This window comes from Gordonia heveisoli (assembly GCF_030315745.1).
GTDB lineage: Bacteria > Actinomycetota > Actinomycetes > Mycobacteriales > Mycobacteriaceae > Gordonia.
The window spans coordinates 73,638-93,344 of the sequence record NZ_JASXSH010000014.1 but is presented as its reverse complement, the minus strand read 5'-3'; the positions used below and the strand labels follow the sequence as shown (position 1 = coordinate 93,344).

At 67.0% G+C, this 19,707-nt stretch carries 17 protein-coding genes; 12 read left to right on the top strand and 5 right to left on the bottom strand.

The features are described from left to right. Window positions 1-256: 256 nt before the first annotated feature. From QSJ18_RS13720 to QSJ18_RS13700, 5 genes are all read left to right on the top strand, one after another. The gene (locus QSJ18_RS13720; RefSeq protein WP_286327078.1) at window positions 257-1,894 is read left to right on the top strand and encodes a rhodanese-like domain-containing protein; all 1,638 of its coding nucleotides are present in this window, start codon (window positions 257-259) and stop codon (window positions 1,892-1,894) included. Beyond that, on the top strand, window positions 1,891-2,787 hold the full coding sequence (locus tag QSJ18_RS13715; RefSeq protein WP_286327077.1) for an ABC transporter permease: 897 nt from the start codon (window positions 1,891-1,893) through the stop codon (window positions 2,785-2,787). The genes QSJ18_RS13720 and QSJ18_RS13715 overlap by 4 nt, the downstream gene beginning before the upstream one ends. Before the next feature lies 1 nt (window position 2,788). Continuing rightward, entirely contained in the window at window positions 2,789-3,553 is a 765-nt protein-coding gene (locus tag QSJ18_RS13710) for an ABC transporter ATP-binding protein (RefSeq protein ID WP_462476077.1), read from the top strand. A gap of 125 nt (window positions 3,554-3,678) precedes the next feature. Further along, entirely contained in the window at window positions 3,679-4,722 is a 1,044-nt protein-coding gene (locus QSJ18_RS13705) for an ABC transporter substrate-binding protein (protein WP_286327076.1), read from the top strand. Further along, window positions 4,719-6,002 (top strand): MFS transporter, encoded by a 1,284-nt coding sequence (locus QSJ18_RS13700; RefSeq protein WP_286327075.1) that lies wholly within the window; start codon window positions 4,719-4,721, stop codon window positions 6,000-6,002. The genes QSJ18_RS13705 and QSJ18_RS13700 overlap by 4 nt, the downstream gene beginning before the upstream one ends. Before the next feature lie 35 nt (window positions 6,003-6,037). Here the strand turns inward: QSJ18_RS13700 and QSJ18_RS13695 are convergent, their stop codons facing one another. Then, entirely contained in the window at window positions 6,038-7,360 is a 1,323-nt protein-coding gene (locus QSJ18_RS13695; protein ID WP_286327074.1) for an NtaA/DmoA family FMN-dependent monooxygenase, read from the bottom strand. Further along, on the bottom strand, window positions 7,357-8,667 hold the full coding sequence (locus QSJ18_RS13690) for an NtaA/DmoA family FMN-dependent monooxygenase (RefSeq protein ID WP_286327073.1): 1,311 nt from the start codon (window positions 8,665-8,667) through the stop codon (window positions 7,357-7,359). The genes QSJ18_RS13695 and QSJ18_RS13690 overlap by 4 nt, the downstream gene beginning before the upstream one ends. A 129-nt stretch (window positions 8,668-8,796) precedes the next feature. Between QSJ18_RS13690 and QSJ18_RS13685 the strand changes: the two genes are divergently transcribed. Then, window positions 8,797-10,035 carry an acyl-CoA dehydrogenase family protein gene (locus QSJ18_RS13685; RefSeq protein WP_286327072.1) on the top strand — a complete coding sequence of 413 codons (1,239 nt, stop codon included), beginning with the start codon at window positions 8,797-8,799 and terminating at the stop codon, window positions 10,033-10,035. Window positions 10,036-10,061: 26 nt separating this feature from the next. On the opposite strand, the gene QSJ18_RS13680 is transcribed toward QSJ18_RS13685, so the two are convergent. From QSJ18_RS13680 to QSJ18_RS13670, 3 genes are all read right to left on the bottom strand, one after another. Further along, window positions 10,062-11,357, bottom strand: a complete 1,296-nt coding sequence (locus tag QSJ18_RS13680) for an NtaA/DmoA family FMN-dependent monooxygenase (RefSeq protein WP_286327071.1) — start codon at window positions 11,355-11,357, stop codon at window positions 10,062-10,064. A 43-nt stretch (window positions 11,358-11,400) separates the two neighbouring features. Beyond that, window positions 11,401-12,198 (bottom strand): NADPH-dependent oxidoreductase, encoded by a 798-nt coding sequence (locus QSJ18_RS13675; RefSeq protein WP_286327070.1) that lies wholly within the window; start codon window positions 12,196-12,198, stop codon window positions 11,401-11,403. A 104-nt stretch (window positions 12,199-12,302) separates the two neighbouring features. Continuing rightward, window positions 12,303-13,247 (bottom strand): TauD/TfdA dioxygenase family protein, encoded by a 945-nt coding sequence (locus QSJ18_RS13670; RefSeq protein WP_286327069.1) that lies wholly within the window; start codon window positions 13,245-13,247, stop codon window positions 12,303-12,305. A 278-nt stretch (window positions 13,248-13,525) separates the two neighbouring features. On the opposite strand from QSJ18_RS13670, the gene QSJ18_RS13665 reads away from it, so the two are divergent. From QSJ18_RS13665 to QSJ18_RS13640, 6 genes are all read left to right on the top strand, one after another. Beyond that, window positions 13,526-14,893: an LLM class flavin-dependent oxidoreductase gene (locus QSJ18_RS13665; RefSeq protein WP_286327068.1), complete on the top strand. Its 1,368-nt coding sequence runs from the start codon at window positions 13,526-13,528 to the stop codon at window positions 14,891-14,893. Next, a complete protein-coding gene (locus tag QSJ18_RS13660; protein WP_286327067.1) occupies window positions 14,893-15,303 on the top strand; it encodes an FAD-dependent oxidoreductase in 411 nt (136 codons plus the stop codon). Before QSJ18_RS13665 ends, QSJ18_RS13660 begins: the two co-directional genes overlap by 1 nt. 118 nt (window positions 15,304-15,421) lie before the next feature. Continuing rightward, window positions 15,422-16,285 (top strand): ABC transporter ATP-binding protein, encoded by an 864-nt coding sequence (locus QSJ18_RS13655; RefSeq protein WP_286327066.1) that lies wholly within the window; start codon window positions 15,422-15,424, stop codon window positions 16,283-16,285. Then, complete coding sequence (locus tag QSJ18_RS13650) at window positions 16,275-17,162, top strand: ABC transporter permease (protein WP_286327065.1); 888 nt, start codon at window positions 16,275-16,277, stop codon at window positions 17,160-17,162. Before QSJ18_RS13655 ends, QSJ18_RS13650 begins: the two co-directional genes overlap by 11 nt. Window positions 17,163-17,190: 28 nt before the next feature. Then, window positions 17,191-17,916, top strand: a complete 726-nt coding sequence (locus QSJ18_RS13645) for a YcnI family copper-binding membrane protein (RefSeq protein ID WP_286327064.1) — start codon at window positions 17,191-17,193, stop codon at window positions 17,914-17,916. Between the two features lie 15 nt (window positions 17,917-17,931). Beyond that, window positions 17,932-19,701: a copper resistance CopC/CopD family protein gene (locus QSJ18_RS13640; RefSeq protein ID WP_286327063.1), complete on the top strand. Its 1,770-nt coding sequence runs from the start codon at window positions 17,932-17,934 to the stop codon at window positions 19,699-19,701. The last annotated feature ends 6 nt before the right edge of the window (window positions 19,702-19,707 follow it).

Here is a 19,707-nt window from a genome sequence, read left to right as displayed (position 1 = left end):
TCGGATGCGGCGCCGCTGTCGTTGTGGGGCCTGCTGTCGTTGTGGGGCCTGCTGTCGTTGTGGGGGCTGCTGTGGTCACGTGTCCGCTCGGCCCGATCCGTGGGTTAAGCGCAGCCTTTTCGATCCGCGTAGATGAGTTTCGTTGTTGGCGAATAGTTCTGCACGACAGCATGGAATGCGTCCGACGGTGCGATCGCCCTCCGTCGGCCGGCAGGCGAACTCTCGCTGCCGATCCACCGAACCGGAGTAGGAACCCATGACTGTCATCGCGACTGCGACGATCGATGCACCGGAGCTACACGAACTGATCAGTGGTGCAAGCGAATATGCCCTCATCGATGTCCGGGAGGCGGGCGTGACGGCCGTCGACGGGTCGATTCTGCACGCCGTGTCGATCCCGCTCAGTGTGCTCGAACTCAAGGTGGCACGGCTGGTTCCCCGGCCGTCGACGCCGGTCATCGTGTACGACTCGGGCGATGGGGTGCGTGCCACCCGTGCGGCGGTTCGCTTGCGCGACCTGGGTTTCGGCGATGTCCGAGTTCTCGACGGTGGGCTGGCTGCCTGGGCTGAGGCCGGCTACAAGGTGCAGTCCGGTGGAGACCACGTGATCGGCCAGGCATTCGGCGAGTGGATCGAGGAGGTGTACCAGACGCCGCACATCAGCGTGGCGGAGTTCCGGGAGCGACAGGCGGCCGGGGAGGACATCGTCCTGCTCGACAGTCGGCCGATCGGCGAGTTCACCAACCACAGCCTGCCGGGCGGCACCTCCATCCCGGGGGCCGAACTCGTCTACCGGGCCGCCGAAGTCGTCTCCTCGCCGGACTCACTTGTCGTGGTCAACTGCGCGGGACGCACCCGCAGCATCTTGGGCGCGCAGGTGCTGATCAACGCCGGACTACCGAATCGTGTTGTGTCACTGGAGGGTGGTACGCAGTCGTGGGTTCTGGAGGGTCACGAGCTCGACCACGGCAAGTCGGTGTCGGCGCCCGCGCCCGAGGGTGAATCGCTGGTGGCGGCCAAGGAGGCGGCGCAGCGGATTGCCACGCGTTTTGGTACCAAGCACATCGACGCGGCAACCCTGGAGCGGTTCCGCGCCGAATCGGAGGAACGTTCGCTGTACGTGCTCGACGTACGCCCGCCGGAGGAGTTCGTGTCCGGCCACCTGCCGGGATCGCTGTCGGCACCCAGCTGGGATGTCGCACCGTGGGTGTTCCGCCATGTGGGTACCCATAATTCGCGGGTCGTGCTGGTGGACGACGACGGCGTCCGGGCGACGGTGGCCGCCAGCTGGATCGAGCAGATCGGTTGGGCGGAGGTCTATGTCCTCGATGATGCGCTGGCCGGCACCGAACTCGTCGACGGTGACGTGCCGGCGCAGGTCCTCGGGTTGCCGACGGCCGACGCCACCGCATCGGTGACCGCCGACGAGCTCGCGGACCTCCTCGACGACACCGACGTCGCGATCCTCGACCTGGCGTCGAGTCCGGACTACCGGGCCGGCCATATCCGGTCCGCGCGGTTCGCGATTCGCGCGCGGTTGGCCGAATCCGGGGTCGAACTGCCCGGAAGCGGCACCATCGTGCTCACCTCGCCGGACGGAATCATCGCCCGGTTCGCGGCCGTCGAGGTCGCGGCGGTCACCGATCGTCCGGTGGTGGTGCTCGATGGCGGGACCGCCGCGTGGACGGCATCCGGCCGTGACCTCGACGCCGACGATGCGGTGTGGTTCCACGAGGCCGACGACGTGGTCGCGTCCGGCTGGCGGGAGACCGATCCGGAACTGCGCAAACAGGGGTTCCGCAACTATCTGTCGTGGGAACTCGGTCTGGTCGCCGAGCTTGCGGCCGACGATACGGTCCCCTTCCGTGCCTTCGAACCTGGCGCGGGGTCATGAGTGTTCTTGTGGCGCAGGCGCCTCGTGCGGAGGTGGACGCCGCACCGCGGTATCCGGCGTCGCGGCGGGTGGATCTGATCGACTTGTCTCCGCGCGACCGGGGTCTGGTGCGTATCCGCGGCCGGATCCGGTTCTGGGGTGGCTGGATTCTCCGGATCGGTGTGCCGATCTCGATCGTGATCGTGTGGCAGCTGGTGGTCTCTCAGGGAATCGTCTCCGAGGATCAGCTGCCGTCACCGAGGACGATCGGCGAGGCATACCAGTATCTGTGGGAGATCGGTTCCCTGCAGGACGCGTTGCCGGTGTCGTTGCGCCGGGCGGCCCAGGGTTTGTTGCTGGGTGGCGGGCTCGGTCTGATCCTGGGCATCTTCGCGGGCCTGTGGAAGATCGGGGAGGAGATCTTCGACGCCACCCTGCAGATGATCCGGACGGTGCCGTTCATCGCGCTGGTGCCGTTGTTCGTGACCTGGTTCGGTATCGAGGAGAGTTCGAAACTCGCGCTGATCACCGCCGCGTCGTTGTTCCCGATGTACCTCAACACGTATCACGCCGTGAAGGGTGTCGACGTGAAACTGATCGAGGCCGGAAAGTCGTACGGGCTCTCCGGATTGCAGATCGCCACACGCATCATCTTCCCGACCGCGCTGCCGGGCATCCTGACCGGGTTGCGCTTCTCGGCGGGCTTCGCGCTGCTGTCGCTGGTGCTGGCCGAGCAGGTCAACACGACCGAGGGGATCGGCTATCTGGTGATGAACGCGCAGAACAATCAGCGGCCAGACATCGTGCTCGCCGGTATCTGGATCTATGCGGTGCTCGGCATCCTGATCGACTTCGTCATGCGGGGTGTGGAACGCGTCGCTCTACCGTGGAGGGCTCGTGTCGGTATCGGCTGAGGTGACAACAACATTCGAGGAGCTGGCGGGGGACGCCGGGACTGGCCGTACGGACGAACGCTATGTGGTGGCCGCCCGCGGAGTGCGTCGGGTGTTCGGATCGCGGGCCGTACTCGACGGCGTCGACCTGCTGCTGGAGAAGGGCGACTTCGTCGCCTTGCTGGGTCCGTCGGGCACCGGCAAGACGACCCTGCTGCGGATCCTCGGGGGCCTCGACACCGCCGACGGTGGGCAGGTCGTGGTGCCACAGGTGCGGTCGGTGGTCTTCCAGGAGCCGAGACTGGTGCCTGCGCAACGAGTGTGGCGGAACGTGGTGATCGGCGCGGGCCGCCTGCGGGCGGCGCGGGAGCGTGCGGTCGACGCCCTGCGGGAAGTGGGTATCGAGCGGCATGCGCGAGCCTGGCCGCGCACACTGTCCGGTGGCGAGGCGCAACGGGTGGCGCTGGCACGGGCGCTGGTCACCGAACCCGACCTCCTGCTGCTCGACGAACCGTTCGCCGCGCTGGACGCGCTGACGCGAATCCGGATGCACGATCTGCTCGCCGCGCTGTGTGCTCGCCACCAGCCCGCCGTGGTCCTGGTCACCCACGATGTCGACGAGGCGATCCTGCTCGCTGATCGGGTGCTGGTGCTCTCCGACGGTGCGATCGCACTCGATCAGCGTATCGACATCGACGGTCCCCGCGACCGCGACGATCCGCGTTTCGCGCAGTTGCGCGCCATCCTGCTGGCCCAGCTGGGGGTGGGTCCCTCCCACGCCGGGTGAGCGCACCGCCATCGCGGCGATCGCCAGGGCGGTCGCAGTCTCGGCCCGAGGGCCTGTTGTTCATGCCCGGCCATCCGGCCGGCCAGTCATCGCAGTACCCGATGAGTGAGGAAGTAGAAGCTCAGATGTCAGTGAAGTCATTGCGGGGGCGGTTCATTCGTCGCCTGGTGGGGGTAGGTGTCGTCGCGGTTGCCGTCGGATCCCTGGCCACCGCGTGCGCCGGGGACGAGGCGCAGTCCAAGTCCGGTATTCATCTCAAGATCGGCTATCAGACCGCGGAGTTCCCGGAGTTGCTCAAGGAATCCGGGCTGTTCGACGACACCACCTACAGCTTCGAGGTCCCCGTCATCAACGGCCCGGCGAATCAGCTCGCCGCCCTGTACGGCAAGCAGATCGACGTGGGGCTGGCCGGCGACAACACCGGCGCCTTCGAGGCCGCCAACGCCGCCACGCCGTGGACCAAGGAATCCGCGCCGATCCAGGGCATCGCGGTCGCCTGGACACCGCAGGCACCCAATCCGGCGCCCGCGGTCTACGTGACCAAGAGCTCCGGGATTCGCTCGCTGGCAGATCTCCGGGGCAAGAAGATCGGCTACAACTACGGCGGCAACATCTACGCGGGGTATGTTGTCGCGCTCGCCAACGGCGGGTTCGGTCCCGGTGACGTGCACGGGGTGCAGTTCCCGGCGAATCAGGCGGCGGCGAGTTCCTTCGTCGCGGGTGATTTGGACGCGGTGGTGGCCAGCTATCCACTGATCAAGAAGAAGCTCGACGCCGGCGACGCGGTGCGGATCGCCGACCCCAAGACACTGGGCATCATCGGTGGAAGCGGCTGGCTCGCGCGTTCGGATGTGCTGGCCGATCCGGCGAAACAGGCCGCGATCAAGGACTTCTTCGGCCGGCTGCGCAAGTACTACGAGGAATGGGTGCCCACCCACCGCGACGCGTATGTGAAGGTGTTGCAGCGGGTGCTGACGCAGACCGAGGAGGTCGCGGCGGCCAACTACGACAACGCGCAGTACACCAAGTTCTACCGGCTGTCGGACCCCAACTTCATCAAGATTCAGCAGTCCATCGTGACGGCAGCTCACCGGGTGGGCGGACTGAAGTCCAATGCTGATGCGGCACTGGGCTACACGACGATTCTCGATCCGATCACGACGGGGTGAGGGGGCCGAGACCCAACGGTGGTTTCGGCGCGCTCGCCCAGGCGCCCTTCCGGATATGGCTGGTGGGCACCTTCTTCAGCCGCACCGGGGAGTGGTCGGCCAGAACCGCGCAGGACTGGTTGGTCCTGGCGGTTCTGACCGACGGCTCCGGTGCGGCGACCGGTGCGGCGGTGTCCCTGCAATATCTTCCGGTGCTGCTCTTCGGCCCCTATGCCGGCGTCCTCGCCGACCGACTGCCGCGGCGGCGGTTGCTGATGGTCGCCCAGGTGCTGATCGGGGTGAACACCCTGACGATGAGTGTGCTGGTGGCGGCCGGGATCGTCACCCTGCCGATGGTGCTGATCTCGGCGTTCGTCCTCGGCTGTGCGAGTGCGCTGGACCTGCCGGCGCGGCAGGCCGCGGTCACCGATCTGGTGCCGCGTACGCACATGATGAGTGCCATCGGGCTCAACGGGGCGATGACCAATCTGGGCCGGATGTCCGGGCCGGTACTGGCCGGTGTCGTCATCGCCGTATGGGGGACGGCGGGAGCCTTCCTGGTGACCACGGTGTGCGCGACGATCGGCATGCTCGTCCTCGCGGGTCTGCGACGGCGTCCTGGGCTGCGGGTGCGGGACTGTTCGCAGCGTCGGGCGACCCTGCGTGACGGGCTGCGCTACGTCGGTGGCCGGGCTGATCTGGCGGTGCTACTGGTCGGGGTCGGGCTGGTCTCGATGTTCGCCTCGCACAGTGCGTTGATGACGGCGTTGATGTCCACCACCGTGTTTCACCGCGGGGCCGACCTCTACGTCGTGGTGGGGACGACGATGGCGCTGGGTAGTCTGCTCGGTTCGCTCGCGAGTGCCTACCGGCCGCAACCGCGGTTGGGCAGTGTGGTCGCCGGCGGCCTCGGCCTGTCGGCGTCGATGCTCATCAGTTCGGTGGTTGGCGACTTCCGCTGGTATGCGCTGATGCTGTTCCCGATCGGGGTGTTCATGATGACCTACTTCATCAGCGTCACCTCGGCGATGCAGATCGCCACCGCACCTCACCTGCGCGGGCGGATCCTCGCGCTGTTCAGTGCGGTCCAGATGGGTTCGATGGCAGTGGGCGCATCGATCGTCGGCACCACCGCCGACGTCCTCGGCGCGCGCTGGGCGGTACGGATCGGCGGATGCGCTGCCCTGGTGGCGGCGGTCGTCGTCGCGATCGGGGCGGTCCGCAGGCCGGAGGTGGCCGCCACCTTCCGTGCCGCGGTGACGCGACACGGCGGGCCAGGACCCGAACCCGCCCGCGGATAGCAGCTCCGCGGGCGGGTGCCGGTTGGGGACGCCGCTCAGACCGGTGTCGGGACCGGAAGTGGCAGACCGAGATTGCCACGCAGTGTGGTGTCCTCATATTCGGTGCGGAACAGGTTGCGTCGCTGGAGTTCGGGGACGAGATGGTCGACGATCAGGTCCAGACCGTCGGGATAGAAGTCGTGATTGAGGTTGAATCCGTCGGCGGCGCCTTCGGTGAAGTAGAGCTCGATCTCGTCGGCGATCTGTTCCGGTGTGCCGACGACCGTACGATGCCCGCCACCGGCGATATGGCGTCCGAGTAGTCCACGCACGGTCAGGTTCTCATTGCGAGCGGTGGCGAGCACCGAGTTGGCGAAGCCGTAACTCGACGGCCTCCAGTCGGGGGCGTCGAACAGTTCCCAGGGCAACTCTCGGTCGAGGTGCAACCGTTCGGCGGGCACCCCGAGTTGGGCGGCCAGGGAGGTGAGGGCCTCCCCGCCGTCGGTGGCGAGTTCGGACAAGTCCCGATAGCGATCCCGCGCGGCAGCCTCGGTGGCGCCGATGATCGGCCAGAGACCGGGGAGGATCAGGACGGTGTCGGGGTCGCGTCCGTACACGTCGCGCGCCCGTGACTTGACGCGACGGGCGAACTCCTTTCCCTGTGCCAGATTGTGTTCGGCGCAGAACACCGCGTCGGCGTACTTGGCCGCGAGGTCGATACCCGGCTCGGAGGCGCCGGCCTGCAGCACCACCGGATGCCCCTGCGGCGAGCGTGGTACCTGGTAGTAGGTCTGCACCGACAGATGTTCGCCGGTGAAATCGACCTCGCGAATCTTGGTGCGGTCGGTCAGTTCGCCGGTGTCCCGGTTGCCCACCAGGGCATCGGGATCCCAGGATTCCCACAGTTGTCTGATCACGGCGATCGCCTCGTCGGCGCGTCCATAGCGCTCGTCGCGGTCGGGGTGGGCGGGCAGTCCGAACTGTGCACCGGCCCGGTCCGACGAAGTGGTGACCACGTTGATCGCCGCCCGTCCGCCGGACACCAGGTCGAGCGAGGATCCCAGACGCGCAATGTGATACGGATGTCGGTAGGTGGCCGACACGGTGGCGACCAGGCCGATGTGGGTGGTGGCTCGGGCGACCGCGGTCAGCACCACGAACGGGTCGATCGCATTCCATGGTCTGGTGAAGTCGGTGTGTCCGAATCCGTGTGTCTCGGCGAGGAACACGGCGTCGAGCAGTCCGCGTTCGGCGGTTCGGCCGAGGTTCTCCCATTCGGCGATGTCGAGGAATCCGAGTGGTTGTTCGCGTAGGCGCCATCCGCCGGGCGCCCGACCCAGCGCATTGGCGTTGACGTTGAGATGTAGTCGTCGGGTCATCGGAGGTGTTCCTTCGGGGAGAGACCGAGATTGCCTCGGAAAGTGTCGTGTTCGTAGGAGGTGCGAAACAGGCCGCGGCGCTGCAACTCCGGAATCAGGTGGTCGGCGATCTGTTCCAGGCCGGTGGGGAATACGTCGAAGTTGATGTTGAAGCCGTCGGCCGCGCCCTCGGTGAACCACTGTTCGATGGAGTCGGCCACCTGCTCGGGTGTGCCGACCGTCGCCCGCTGCGCGCCCGCACCGCGCGAGATCAACTGGCGGATAGTCAGATTCTCGCGGCGGGCCACACTGAGAATCGCATTGGCTCCACCGATGGTGCGCGGCTTCCACTCGGTACCATCGATGTAGTCCCACGGTGGCGTCCGATCGGGATCGAGCAGATCCACCGGCACCCCGAGGGTCGCCGCGAAATCGGCGAGTTGGTCGGTCTGATCGACGTCGATGGTGACGAGTTCGGCCCGGCGGCGACGGGCCTCGGCCTCGGTGCTGCCCAGCGTGATGTTCAGGCCGGGCAGCACCAGTACGTCGTCGGGGGACCGTCCATGCGCGGCCACCCTGGCCTTCAGACTTCGATAGAAGTCCCGGCCGGTGGCGACCGTGTTCGCCTGGCAGAACACCGCATCGGCATGTTTGGCGGCCAGCTCGATGCCCTGCGGGGAACCACCGGCCTGGAAGATGACCGGCCGTCCCTGGGGTGACGGGGGAAACTGGAAGCGGCCGCGGAAGCCGAGGTGCTCACCGTCGAAGTCGACATGCGGGATGTCCGGGCCGGAGACCAGCCTGCCGGTGACCGGGTCGCCGACGACCGTCGCCTCTCCCCATGAACCCCACAGCTGCTTCACCGCGGTGAGGACCTCGTCGGCGCGTCCGTAGCGAAAGTCTCTCCCGGGCAACGGATCTTTTCCGTAGAGGGCGGCGGCGTCATCCGATCCGGAGGTGACGACATTGATGGCGGCGCGCCCGCCCGACGCCACGTCGAGCGTCGCGGCGCGCCGGGCCACATCCCACGGTTGGTAGAACGTCGCGGACAGGGTCGCGACCAGGCCGATGTGCCGGGTGGCGCGCGCGATGGCGATCTGGAGCTGGAACGGGTCGAAGGCGTGCCATGGAACATCGAAATTCTGACTGGGTAACGAATCGGCGAGGAACACCGCGTCCAGCAACGCACGTTCGGCGATGACACCCAGCTTCTCCCAGGAGGCGAAGTCGAGGAACCACAGCGGCGGATCGCTGCGGCGCCAACTGTTCGGCGGCTTGGCCAGCCCGTTCCCGTTGACGTTGAGATGGAGCAGGCGTCGTTCGGTCATCGCTCCATCCTCCGAACGCCGCGCGGGCAGATGAAGTCATGGCCGCTACCAGATTCATTTAGCAGAAATCGATTGTTTGCCGCGACGGCCGCGACAAGGCTTGCCGGACAACCTGAAACGGAGTGAGACATGACCGAAGTTGCCGAACGTCCCGACCTTGCCGACTACCGTCGAGCGACGGTCAGCGCCCTGATCGAGCGTGTCGGGGCCGGTGCCATCGATCGCGACGAGCGAGACGAACCGCCCGTCGACGCCATCGCCGAGATCAAACGCGCGCGCCTCGGCGCACTGCGCGTACCCACCGAACTCGGCGGCGGCGGGTACGGGCTGGTCGACGTGTTCAGGGTATTCATCGAACTGGGCGCGGCCGATTCCAACGTGGCACATATTCTGCGCAGTCATTACGGGGTCGTGGAGAACCTGCGGCTCAGCGCGGAGGCCCGCGGTGACGACTCCGCCGAACGCCGCGCGCTGGCCCGGACCTGGCTGGCGCGTGTGGCGGACGGCGAGTTGATCGGCTCGGCGTCGACCGAACTCACGGCGAAGGCCGGTGCCCAGGGTTACGCGTACGAGACCGCGGTGACCGAGACGCCGTCGGGTCTACGACTCAATGGCACCAAGCACTACACCACCGGCAGCAAGTACATGGATTGGCTGATCGTCGCGGCCACCGACGTCGACGGCAGCACGGTGTCGCTGATCATCCCCACCGACCGGCCCGGGGTGACCGCCCCCGACGACTGGGACGGCTTCGGTCAGCGGTTCACCGCGAGTGGCACAGTGCGTTTCGAGGACGTGGCCGTCGAACCCGACGACTACTTCGGCCCGGGCGGCTTCCCCCGCGACAACCTGCCCTATCCGGCGACCTTCTTCCACGTCCAGCTCAACGCGATGATTGCGGGCATCCTGCGACAGGTGACCGCCGATGCGGCTCGGGTGGTGCGGGATCGGCCGCGCAGCTTCTATCACGCGACATCCGATGTGCCCGCCCAAGATCCGGTCTTCCATCTCACGGTCGGCCAGATCGCGAGCCAGGCGTTCGCCGCCGAGTCGCTGGTGCTCACCGCCGCGTCCGCGCTGGCGGAAGCCTACGACGCACACGGTACGGACCGTGAACCGGAACTGTCGCTGGGGGCAGCGCTGTTCAACGCGAAGTCGAAGGTGGTCATCGACGAACTGGCCAACCGCGCGTCCTCCGAACTGTTCGACGTGGGTGGCGGCTCGCTGGTTCGGCGCAGTGCACACCTGGATCGGCACTGGCGCAACATTCGCTCCATCGCGGCACACAATCCGAAGACTCTGAAGGCCGTTGCGGTGGGCCGCTACGAGATCAACGGCACCCCGCTGCCCAATCAGGGCTTCTTCTGAAAGTCCCCCCGTGTGCCGGCCGGTGTTCAGTGCGAGCCGAAGACCGGCCGCACGCGAGTGTCGGCGGGATAGTCGCGCTGCCGAATGCCGCGGTCCTGCAACACCGGTAGCACGTGGTCGACGAAATCGGTCAGCCCACTCGGGCTGATCGCCGGGTTCAGATTGAATCCGTCGGCGGCGCCGGCCCGGAACCACTCCTGGATCTGGTCGGCGATCGTCTCCGGCGCACCGATGAAGCGCAGGTGCGCATTCCCGGCGTCGGTGACTGTCAGTACCTCACGCAGGGTGGCGCCTGCGGCCGCATGCTTGCGGACGATCTCGTGGAAGCTGCGATTGCCGGACAGGCTCTGCACGGGTGGCAGGAGGTCGATCGGGAAGTGGTCGTCGGCGTCGATACCCACGAGATCGACACCGAGCCGAGCGCCGAGTCCCTCGACGGCCTGTCCGATCGGGTACAGCGCACTGATCTCCTCATGCAGGCGACGAGCTTCGGCGTCGGTGCTGCCGACTATCGGGATCAGGCCGGGCAGCACTTTGACGCGGGAACCCGTTCGTCCCAACGCATCCTGTCTGCGGTGGATGTCGGCACGGAATGCGAGTGCGTCGTCGATGGTGCGTGCTGCGCTGTACACCGCGTCGGCATGGGCCGCGGCCAATTGCCGCCCCTCCGGGGAGGATCCGGCCTGGAAGACCAGGGGCCGTCCCTGCGGTGAGCGGGGGATGTCGAGTGGGCCGCGCACCGCGAGATGCTTGCCGCGGAACTCGATCGCGGTGAGCTTGCCGAGATCGGCCTGCCGGGCGCCGGCCTTGTCCAGGATCAGCGCGTCGGCCGGCCAGCTGTCCCACAGCCGTTGCAGTACATGGAGGTACTCGTCGGCGCGCGCATAACGGTCCGACTGGTCGGGCAGATCGTCGAAACCGAAGTTGGCGGCGGCAGCCGCGCTGCCCGACACCACGATGTTCACCCCGGCGCGCCCCTTGCTGAGATGATCGAGTGTCGAAAGCTGCCGGGCAACCTGATACGGGTCGGTGAACGTGCTGGACACAGTCGCGATCAGACCCAGGTGCGTGGTCGTCGCCGCCAGCGTCGACAGCAGGGTGATCGGCTCCAGCGGGGAGAACAGGGTGGTCCACTGATCGTTCGGCGCCACCGGCGAATTGGCGATGAACAGGGCGTCGAGGCGGCCGCGTTCGGCTACCGTCGCGATCTCTTGGTAGTAGTCGAGGTCGAGCGCCCGCTCCGGGGTCGCCGACGGGTGACGCCACCCTCCCCGCGTGAAACCGATCGGGCGGATGATGGCGTTCAACAGCAGCTGGGGCATGAGTTCCCTCCGGATGTCATTGCACGAGAAGATGGCCGGCAGTTCACACCGACGGCAGGCCCAGGTACTCGAGATCCGCGCGCAGCCGGTCGCGGCCGTTGAGTGACGACGCATTCGCCAAGCGCGCCAGCACCCGTTCGCTCCAGTTGCCGGGCAACCCGTAGCGCTCGTTGTAGCCGGCCAGGCGGTCGTCGTAGTCGGCGATGACACCGTCGGCGTGCGTGGCATCGTAGGTTTCCCGATGCAGCACCGCGCGTTGCGGCAGACGTGGTTTGATGCCGGAACGCTCCTGGGGGTCCGGTGTCCCGACGGCGAGGCCGAAGGTCGCGAAGGTATGTGGTGGCAGTGCGAGTTCGGTGGCCACCGCACGTGGTTGATTGCGGATCGCGCCGACGAATACGGTCCCCAGACCCAGCGACTCGGCGGCCACTACGGCGTTCTGCGCGGCGAGTGCGGTGTCGACGACACCGACGATGGTGCTCTCCAGATAGTCGGCTCCGGTCAGTTCGGCTGCGGCGCTCGCGGCCAGCCGGTGGGCACGATCGAGATCGGCGACCCAGACGAGCAGCAACGGAGCCTGATTGATGAACTGCTGATGGTTGGCCAGTGCGGCCAGCCGCGCCTTGCGTTCGGGATCGCGGACGGCGATCACGCTCCACGGCTGCAGGTTCGACGAGGTGGACGCCGACTGTGCGGCTGCGACGACGGCGTGCAGGGTGGCGTCGTCGACGGGGGTGTCGAGAAACTGGCGCACCGAACGGTGCGCGAGCTGTGCGGCGATGACGGGGCTGTCGACTTCGAGCCGGAGGTCGGGGTCGGCGTAGCGTTCGGCGATGGGCACGGAGGCTCTCCTCGGGTGGCGTTGGTATGGTGATCGAACACGGAACCGGGCGGGCCGCGGCGCATGTGGTGACACGCGGTGCGGACCCACCCGGCGAGATCTCATCAGGATCCGTAGAACGGTGTCCCGGAAATCAATTCGGACTCGCGTCCGTCGACACCGCGGGGTACATCGCCTTCGAGGGTGACGCGGTAGAGCACGCGGTCGTGGCCCAGGTGTCCGGCGTCGGCGATGGCCAGGTGCGCGGTGGCGCGGTTGTCCCAGAACGCGACACTGCCCGGTGCCCAACGGAATCGCACAGTGTATTCCACTCGGGTGGCCTCGGCCCACAACAGCGACAAGATCTTCTCGCTCTGTTCTGGTGAGAAGCCACGGATCTCGCGCGCACCCCGCGTGAACCCGGGACTCACGAACAGTGCGCGCTCGCCGGTCACCGGATGCACACGAACCGCCGGGTGAAAGGTGACGAGATTCGTCTCGGCGACCTTGCGTGCCCGTTCGCTGCCCTCGGCTGCTCGCGGCGCGAACTGATGTTTGATGTCGATGGCATCGGCGAGTTCACGCAGTTGTCGGGGTAGTCCCTCATACGCGGCGACGAGATTGGTCCATGCGGTGTCACCACCGTAGGGCGGCAGGATGTCGGCCCGGAGAATGGACGCCGCAGGCGGATTGACCAGTGCGGTCACATCGGTGTGCCAGCTGTGGTCGTAGGAGGTGCGCTTGCGGCCCAGATTCTGTTCGTAGCGTCGGCTGTCGATGGGGAGGATCTCGGGGAACCCCTCGGGCGGATTCTCCTCGTGCGGATGGGCCGGAGTGACCGCGCCGAACTGCCGCGCGAACGCTACCTGCTCGGCGTGACCGATCTGCTGGTCCCGGAAGAAGAGCACCTTGTACTTGTGCAGGGCGTCCTGGATCTCGTCCACGACCGCGGCCGGCTGGGCTTCGCGTAGATCCACACCCCCGATCTGCGCCCCGATGTATCCGGTGACCGGTGCGATGTCCAGCGACGATGATGATGTGGTGCGGGGCTTGTCCTGTATTTCGGTCATGGTGCCACTCCTGTCTCGCGGGGAGCCGGGGAGCCGCCCGGCCCGTCGTGGATGTGTCTGGTCCCAGCGTGCGCGAGCGTCGGGCGGACGAAACATCTTGTTTGTCTACGAGATTGCATTAGCCGGAGGTGGAAATGAGGGTGCACGGTGGTCCGCTGGTGCCGAAACGAATGGATTGTGCCCGTGCCGGGCCGCACTGATCAACATTGTTGCGCTTTATATTTCCCGTAGTTCGAGCACGCGGATCTGGCGTGGATCGGCGGTTAGGGTGCGTAGTCATGACACGACATGTCCGTCGACTGCATCTCAATGCGTTCCTGATGACGACCGGTCATCATGAGGCGTCCTGGCGTCTGGCCGAGAGCGATCCAGCTGCCGGAACCAGCGTCGAACACTATGTCCGACTGGCGAAGACGGCCGAACGCGGAACGTTCGACTCACTGTTCCTCGCCGATAGTCCGCAACTTCTGGGCGATGCCGGAAGGCGGCCGGTCGGGGTCATCGAACCGCTGACTCTGCTCACCGTGTTGGCCGGGATCACCGATCGGATCGGTCTGATCGCAACCGCGTCGACCACCTACAACTCGCCGTACAATCTGGCCCGCCGATTCGCCTCGCTGGATCATGTCAGCGGCGGTCGAGCCGGCTGGAATATCGTGACCACGGCCACCGTCGACGCGGCCCGCAACTTCGGGCTGCCCGAGTTGCCCGACCATGCGCAGCGGTATCGGCGCGCCCAGGAGTTCGTCGATGTCGCGCAGAAGCTCTGGGACTCTTGGGATGACGATGCCGTCGTCGCCGACAAGGAACGCGGAATCTGGGCGGATCAGGGCAGGATCCACCCACCCGGTCATCGCGGGGAGTTCTTCGATGTCGCGGGCGCCCTCAACATCCCACGGTCGCCGCAGGGCTATCCGCTGCTGGTCCAGGCCGGTTCGTCGGAGGACGGCAAGGCGCTCGCGGGCCGCTTCGCCGAGGCGGTCTTCACCGCACAACAGCTACTCGACGACGGTCGGGCCTTCTACGCGGACCTCAAGTCGCGGGCACGCGGACATGGTCGAGATCCGGACACGATCAAGATCCTGCCCGGCCTGGTACCGGTGATCGGCAGCACCGAGGCCGAGGCGACTGCCGCGCACCGACGCCTCGACGAGGCGATCCTCCCCGAGTACGCACATCGCCAGCTGGCGACCACGCTGAAGCTGTCGGTCGATGACCTCCCGCTGGACGAAAGACTGCCCGCAGACCTGTTGCCCGAGGACGAGATCGAAGGCGCCAAGAGTCGCTACAGCCTGATCGTCGACCTCGCCCGGCGCGAGGATCTCACGGTGCGCGGTCTCATCGCCCGTCTCGGCGGTGGGCGCGGGCACCGCACCTTCACCGGAACCCCGGAACAGATCGCCGACACGATCGCCGAGTGGTTCCACACCGGTGCGGCCGACGGGTTCAACGTGATGGCGCCCGTCCTGCCCGGCGGATTGGACCTGTTCGTCGATCACGTCGTGCCGATCCTGCGGCGGCGCGGGCTGTTCCGCGAATCCTATGAAACTTCGACGCTGCGCGGGCACTACGGGCTGGCGCGTCCGGAAAACCAGTACAGCCCGGCCATCGGTGGCCGGGACCGACACGTGAGGGCGGCAGGTTGATGACAACGGTGGACATCGAGGTGGAGGTGGCGGCGCAGAAGTCGTTGCGGCTCCTCGGATACTACGACGACAGCGACCTGATCGACGCGGTCGAGGGTATCGACCACGACGTTCTCGTGGTGGGCGGCGGTCAGACCGGGATCACCATCGCCTACGCGTTGCGTCGCGCCGGCGTGCGGCGGGTCAGCGTCATCGACGCGACCGCCGAGGAGTCCGAGCGAGCCTGGCGGACCAAGGCCCGAATGCGTGCTCTGCGAACGGCCAAGACGGTCTCGGGTCTCGAATTGGGGGTGCCTGCCTTGGGTTTCGAGGCGTGGTACGAGGGCATTCACGGACCGGGTGCATTCGACGACCGCCCGAGGATATCGCGACCAATGAATTCAATCCTTTCGCGGCCGGTCCGGGTCTGATCAAGTCGCAAGCGGAGAACACGAAGGTCCTCACCAACACCGAGTTCTGAACGAACCCAGTCATTCTGGCCGTCCGTCGCCTGTCCGGCGGAAGGTCGGGATGACGTAAGGAGATCACATGAGCGTCCAACAGGATGTCGGGTTACCCGACGTGGCGGTCGGAGTATCCGATCGCGACGCGGCCACCCGTCCCGCGGCGATCGTCGCACGCGGGGTACGCAAGGAGTTCGTCAACATTGGCAAGGGCACCCGCGGTGTCACCGAAGTGCTCCGGGACTTCGACCTGGAGATCGAGCAGGGTGAGTTCCTGTCCCTGCTCGGTCCCAGCGGCTGCGGCAAGTCGACGTTCCTCGGCATTCTCGCCGGCCTGGAAAGCTACAGTGCCGGTGAGATTCTGGTCGACGGCGCGCCGGTCCGCGGCGTCAGCAAGAACATCGGCGTCGTCTTCCAGAGCTATGCGCTGTTTCCCTGGCTCTCGGTGCGCAAGAACATCGAGGTCGGTCTGAAGGTGCGCGGTGTGTCATCCGCCTCGCGACGTGAGACCGCCGAGCGGATCATCGCGACGGTGGGTCTGGACGGCTTCGAGAATCATCTGCCGCACCGCCTTTCCGGTGGCATGCGTCAGCGGGTGGCGATCGCGCGGTCGCTGGCCTACGACCCCGATGTACTGGTTCTCGATGAGCCTTTCGCCGCACTGGACGCCCAGACCCGTGAGTTCCTGCAGAACGAGTTGCTCCGGATCTGGGAGTCCGGTGCACGGAAGAAGACGATCGTCTTCGTCACCCACTCCATCGACGAGGCGATCTTCCTGTCGGACCGGGTCGCGGTCATGACCAAGCGTCCGGGGCGGGTGAAATCGGTGATCGATGTCGATCTTCCCCGGCCGCGTGACGACGAATCGCGATCCTCGGTGGAATTCGGCCGGGTTCGCGCGCAGGTAGCGCAGATCCTCAAGGAGGAGGTGGAGATCGGTGGCCACTGATCTTCGACTCGATGCCCGCAATTCCGCTGCGCCCGAATCCGTTCGCGACGATCATGTCACCGCGGACAAGTCCTCCTTGACCGCGCGCCGGTCGTTCGTCACGTTGTTCGCCCGATACGACCGGCAACTCCTCGGTGCGGTCGGCATCGGTGTCTTCCTGTTCCTGTGGTGGCTCGGCACCGAAACCTCGGTCGTCAACCCGAAGTTCCTGTCACCCCCGCAGGATGTGTACGACGCGCTGGTCACCGGGCTGTCGCCGGGCGGTGAACTCCGCGATCAGGTGGGCCCGAGTCTGCGTCGCGGACTCACCGGCTTCCTCGTCGGCCTCGGGCTCGGCCTGGTGGTGGGGATCCTGGTCGGATCGATCCGGTTGCTGGACAAGTTGATCGAGCCGGTCCTACTGTTCTTCCGTAGTCTGTCGATTCTGGCGCTGTTCCCGGTCTTCCTCCTGTTCTTCGGGATTGGGGAACAGTCGAAGATCGCGATCGTCAGCTGGGCGGCGTTCTGGCCGATCTTCGTCAACACGACGAACGCGGTCAAGGGTGTCGAACGCATCCTGATCAACGCCGCGCGCACGCTCGGTGCGGATCGGTTCTACATCTTCACGAGGGTGATCCTGCCCGCGGCGGTACCGAATATCTTCCCCGGCATCCGGTTGGGGGCGTCGTATGCCTTCACGGCTCTGGTCGCGGCCGAGTATCTCGGTGCTACTGAGGGTGTGGGCATCTACATCCGCTCATCCCAAGAGGCGTACCAGATTCCGTCGATGTACGCCGGCATCGTCATCCTCGGCGTCATCGGCGTGACACTCAACCTCGTGCTCGCCGCGGCCGAACGTCGGCTGACCGGGTGGCAACTCGGGCTGACCAGCCGATGACAACCGAGATCACGCGAAAGGAACTGTGATGCAGACCGTTTCCCGCAGGCGTCGAGCGAATCCGAGCGCCTCCCGTCGGGCTGTGCTCGCCGGGGCGACGGTGTCGGCGATCGGCCTGCTGTCGGTGCCGGGTATCGGTGCCGCACATGTGAGCGTCGAACCCGGCTCCGCGCCTGCACAGGGCGGGTATGGGCAAGTGCGGTTGGTGGTCCCGTCCGAATCCGATACCGGCGTGACCCAGGCGATCACGGTCACGCTGCCGGATGGGGTGAATCTGACTGCGGTTCGCACGCTTCCGGTGCCGGGGTGGAGCGCGCGTATCGAACGCGCTCCGGGTGGGGCGAGTCAGCGTGTGGCGCGCATCGTCTGGACCGCGGACACGCCGGACGCAGGCCTGGGAGCCACCGAGTACGGCGTCTTCGCCTTCGCCGGTGGTCCGTGGCCGGTGGGCGCCGACGAGGTTGCGCTGCCCACCGAACAGCAATACAGCACCGGTGAGGTGGTTCGCTGGGATGAGGTGAGCGTCGACGACCACACCGAGGCCGAGTCGCCGGCACCCGTCGTCCGGTTGGGTGAGCCCGCCCCGTCGGATGGGTCGCATGGCGGGGACACGACCGCCGGAGAATCATCCGGCCACGATTCCGACGACGATGGCGGCGAGGCGATCTGGCGTGTCGTCGCCGTGGCCGGGCTGCTCCTGGCGATCGGCGCCTGGGTGGTCGCGCTACGCGCCCGCCGAGTCGCACGCGATTGACCGGTGAGTGTCGAGATGGATAGTTCTGCCGACCGATTTCGGCCGCGTCCACCGCGGCGTCGGCTGTGGTTCCGTCGGCTGATACTGATGGTGCTGGCCACCGCGCTCGTCGGGGTGGGGAGCACGCTGGCCGCCGCGGTGGCCGATGCTCACGCGTCGATCGTCACCTCGACCCCGTCCGATGGCGGTCATGTCGAGAACTCGGCGCAGGTGATCACCGTCGAACTCACCGAACCCGTGCGGATCCTCGAAGGCTCGGTGTCGGTGCTCGACCGGTCGGGGACACGACGCGCCGTCGACGAGACCCGGCTCGGCGATGGCGGCCGCCACCTCCGGATCCGCACCGCGGAACCCCTGGCCGACGACGCCTATCTGGTCACCGCGCGCGTCGTGTCCGCGGACACGCATGTGGTGTCGCTGTCGGTGCGCTTCTCGGTCGGGTCGGTCACCACGCTCGGCGCGCTGCCGAGTGTGTCATCGGGCGAGGTCGGCACGGGTCCGGCCGCACTGGTGAAGATTGTGCTGTATCTGGGGGTGATCGCCTCGGCCGGACTGGTCTTCGCAACTCGGTGGGTGTGGCCCGGTCTGTGGGGCGCGGACCGCTGGATCCGGCTGTACCGCCTCGGATGTGGCCTGGTCGCGGCCGGATTGCTGGGCCGGGTGGTGGTGTTGGCCGCTCAGGCAGTAGGTGACTGGTCGGAGCTGAGCGCCGACGCGATCGGTGCGGTCCTCAGCGCGCCGTCGGGACTGGCGATGGCGGCCGCCGCGGTGGCGGCAGCGGTGAGCGGCGTGTGGACGCCCCGGTCGCGGCACGGTGTCGAGATCGCCTATCTCGCTTCGGTCACCGCCGTCATCGCGATCACACTCGGCGGGCACGGGGGATCAGGGCGTAGCTGGCCATGGACCTTCCTGGACACCGCGGTTCATGTCTATGCGATGTCGGTGTGGATCGGCGGGGTCGCGATCCTGGCTCTGGTGCGGCCGCCCGAACCGAGGATCGGGCGCTGGCATGGGGTCGCGATCGCGCATGTCGCGCTCGTCGCGGCTTCGGGAGCGATTCTCGCTGCGCTGCAGGTCGATCCGCCGGCGGCGCTGGTCACCACCGGCTACGGCCGCTTGTTAATGGCCAAGGTGGCCGTGGTGCTCCTGGTCGCCGGGCTGGGTCTTGCCGCCTATCGCTCCGGCGGCCGACGACCATGGCAGTCGTTCGACGAGTGGCCGCCGGATCGGCAGGCTCAGGTGGGGACGGTGTCGGGGAACGGATCGGGCGCCACCGCGGTGGCCTTCGCCCCGGTACCCGTCGCTCCAGCGGGGTCGGCCGGTGGTGCTGTGCGTCGGCGGCTGATCCTCGCCGAACTCGGGCTGGTCGCGGTGGTGGTCGGCCTCACCTCGCTGCTGTCCGGTGCGACACCGGCACGCGACAGCTACACCACCGACGTGCATACGCGGATGGAATTCGGTGCGGCACAGGCAATCGACGTCGAACTCGACACCATCCGGCGCGGTGACGCCAACCTCACCGTCCGCTACCGCCCGGGAGATGGCCGCGAGTCCCCGGCAGGGATGGCTGCTGCCGGGATACCTGATGTCCGTATCGATCTCGGATCGGAGGACGCCAATGTGGCCCGGTTGCCCGTCGATCTTGTGCAAATGCGACACGGGGACGTCATCACCTGGCGCAGTGAAGAACTCATCGTCCCGGCGGCCGGCCGCTGGAAGGTGACCGTCCGATTCGACCGGGGGCAGGGTCCTCGGGTCGGGTCCTTCTTCGTCGACATCCGATAGGGGGTG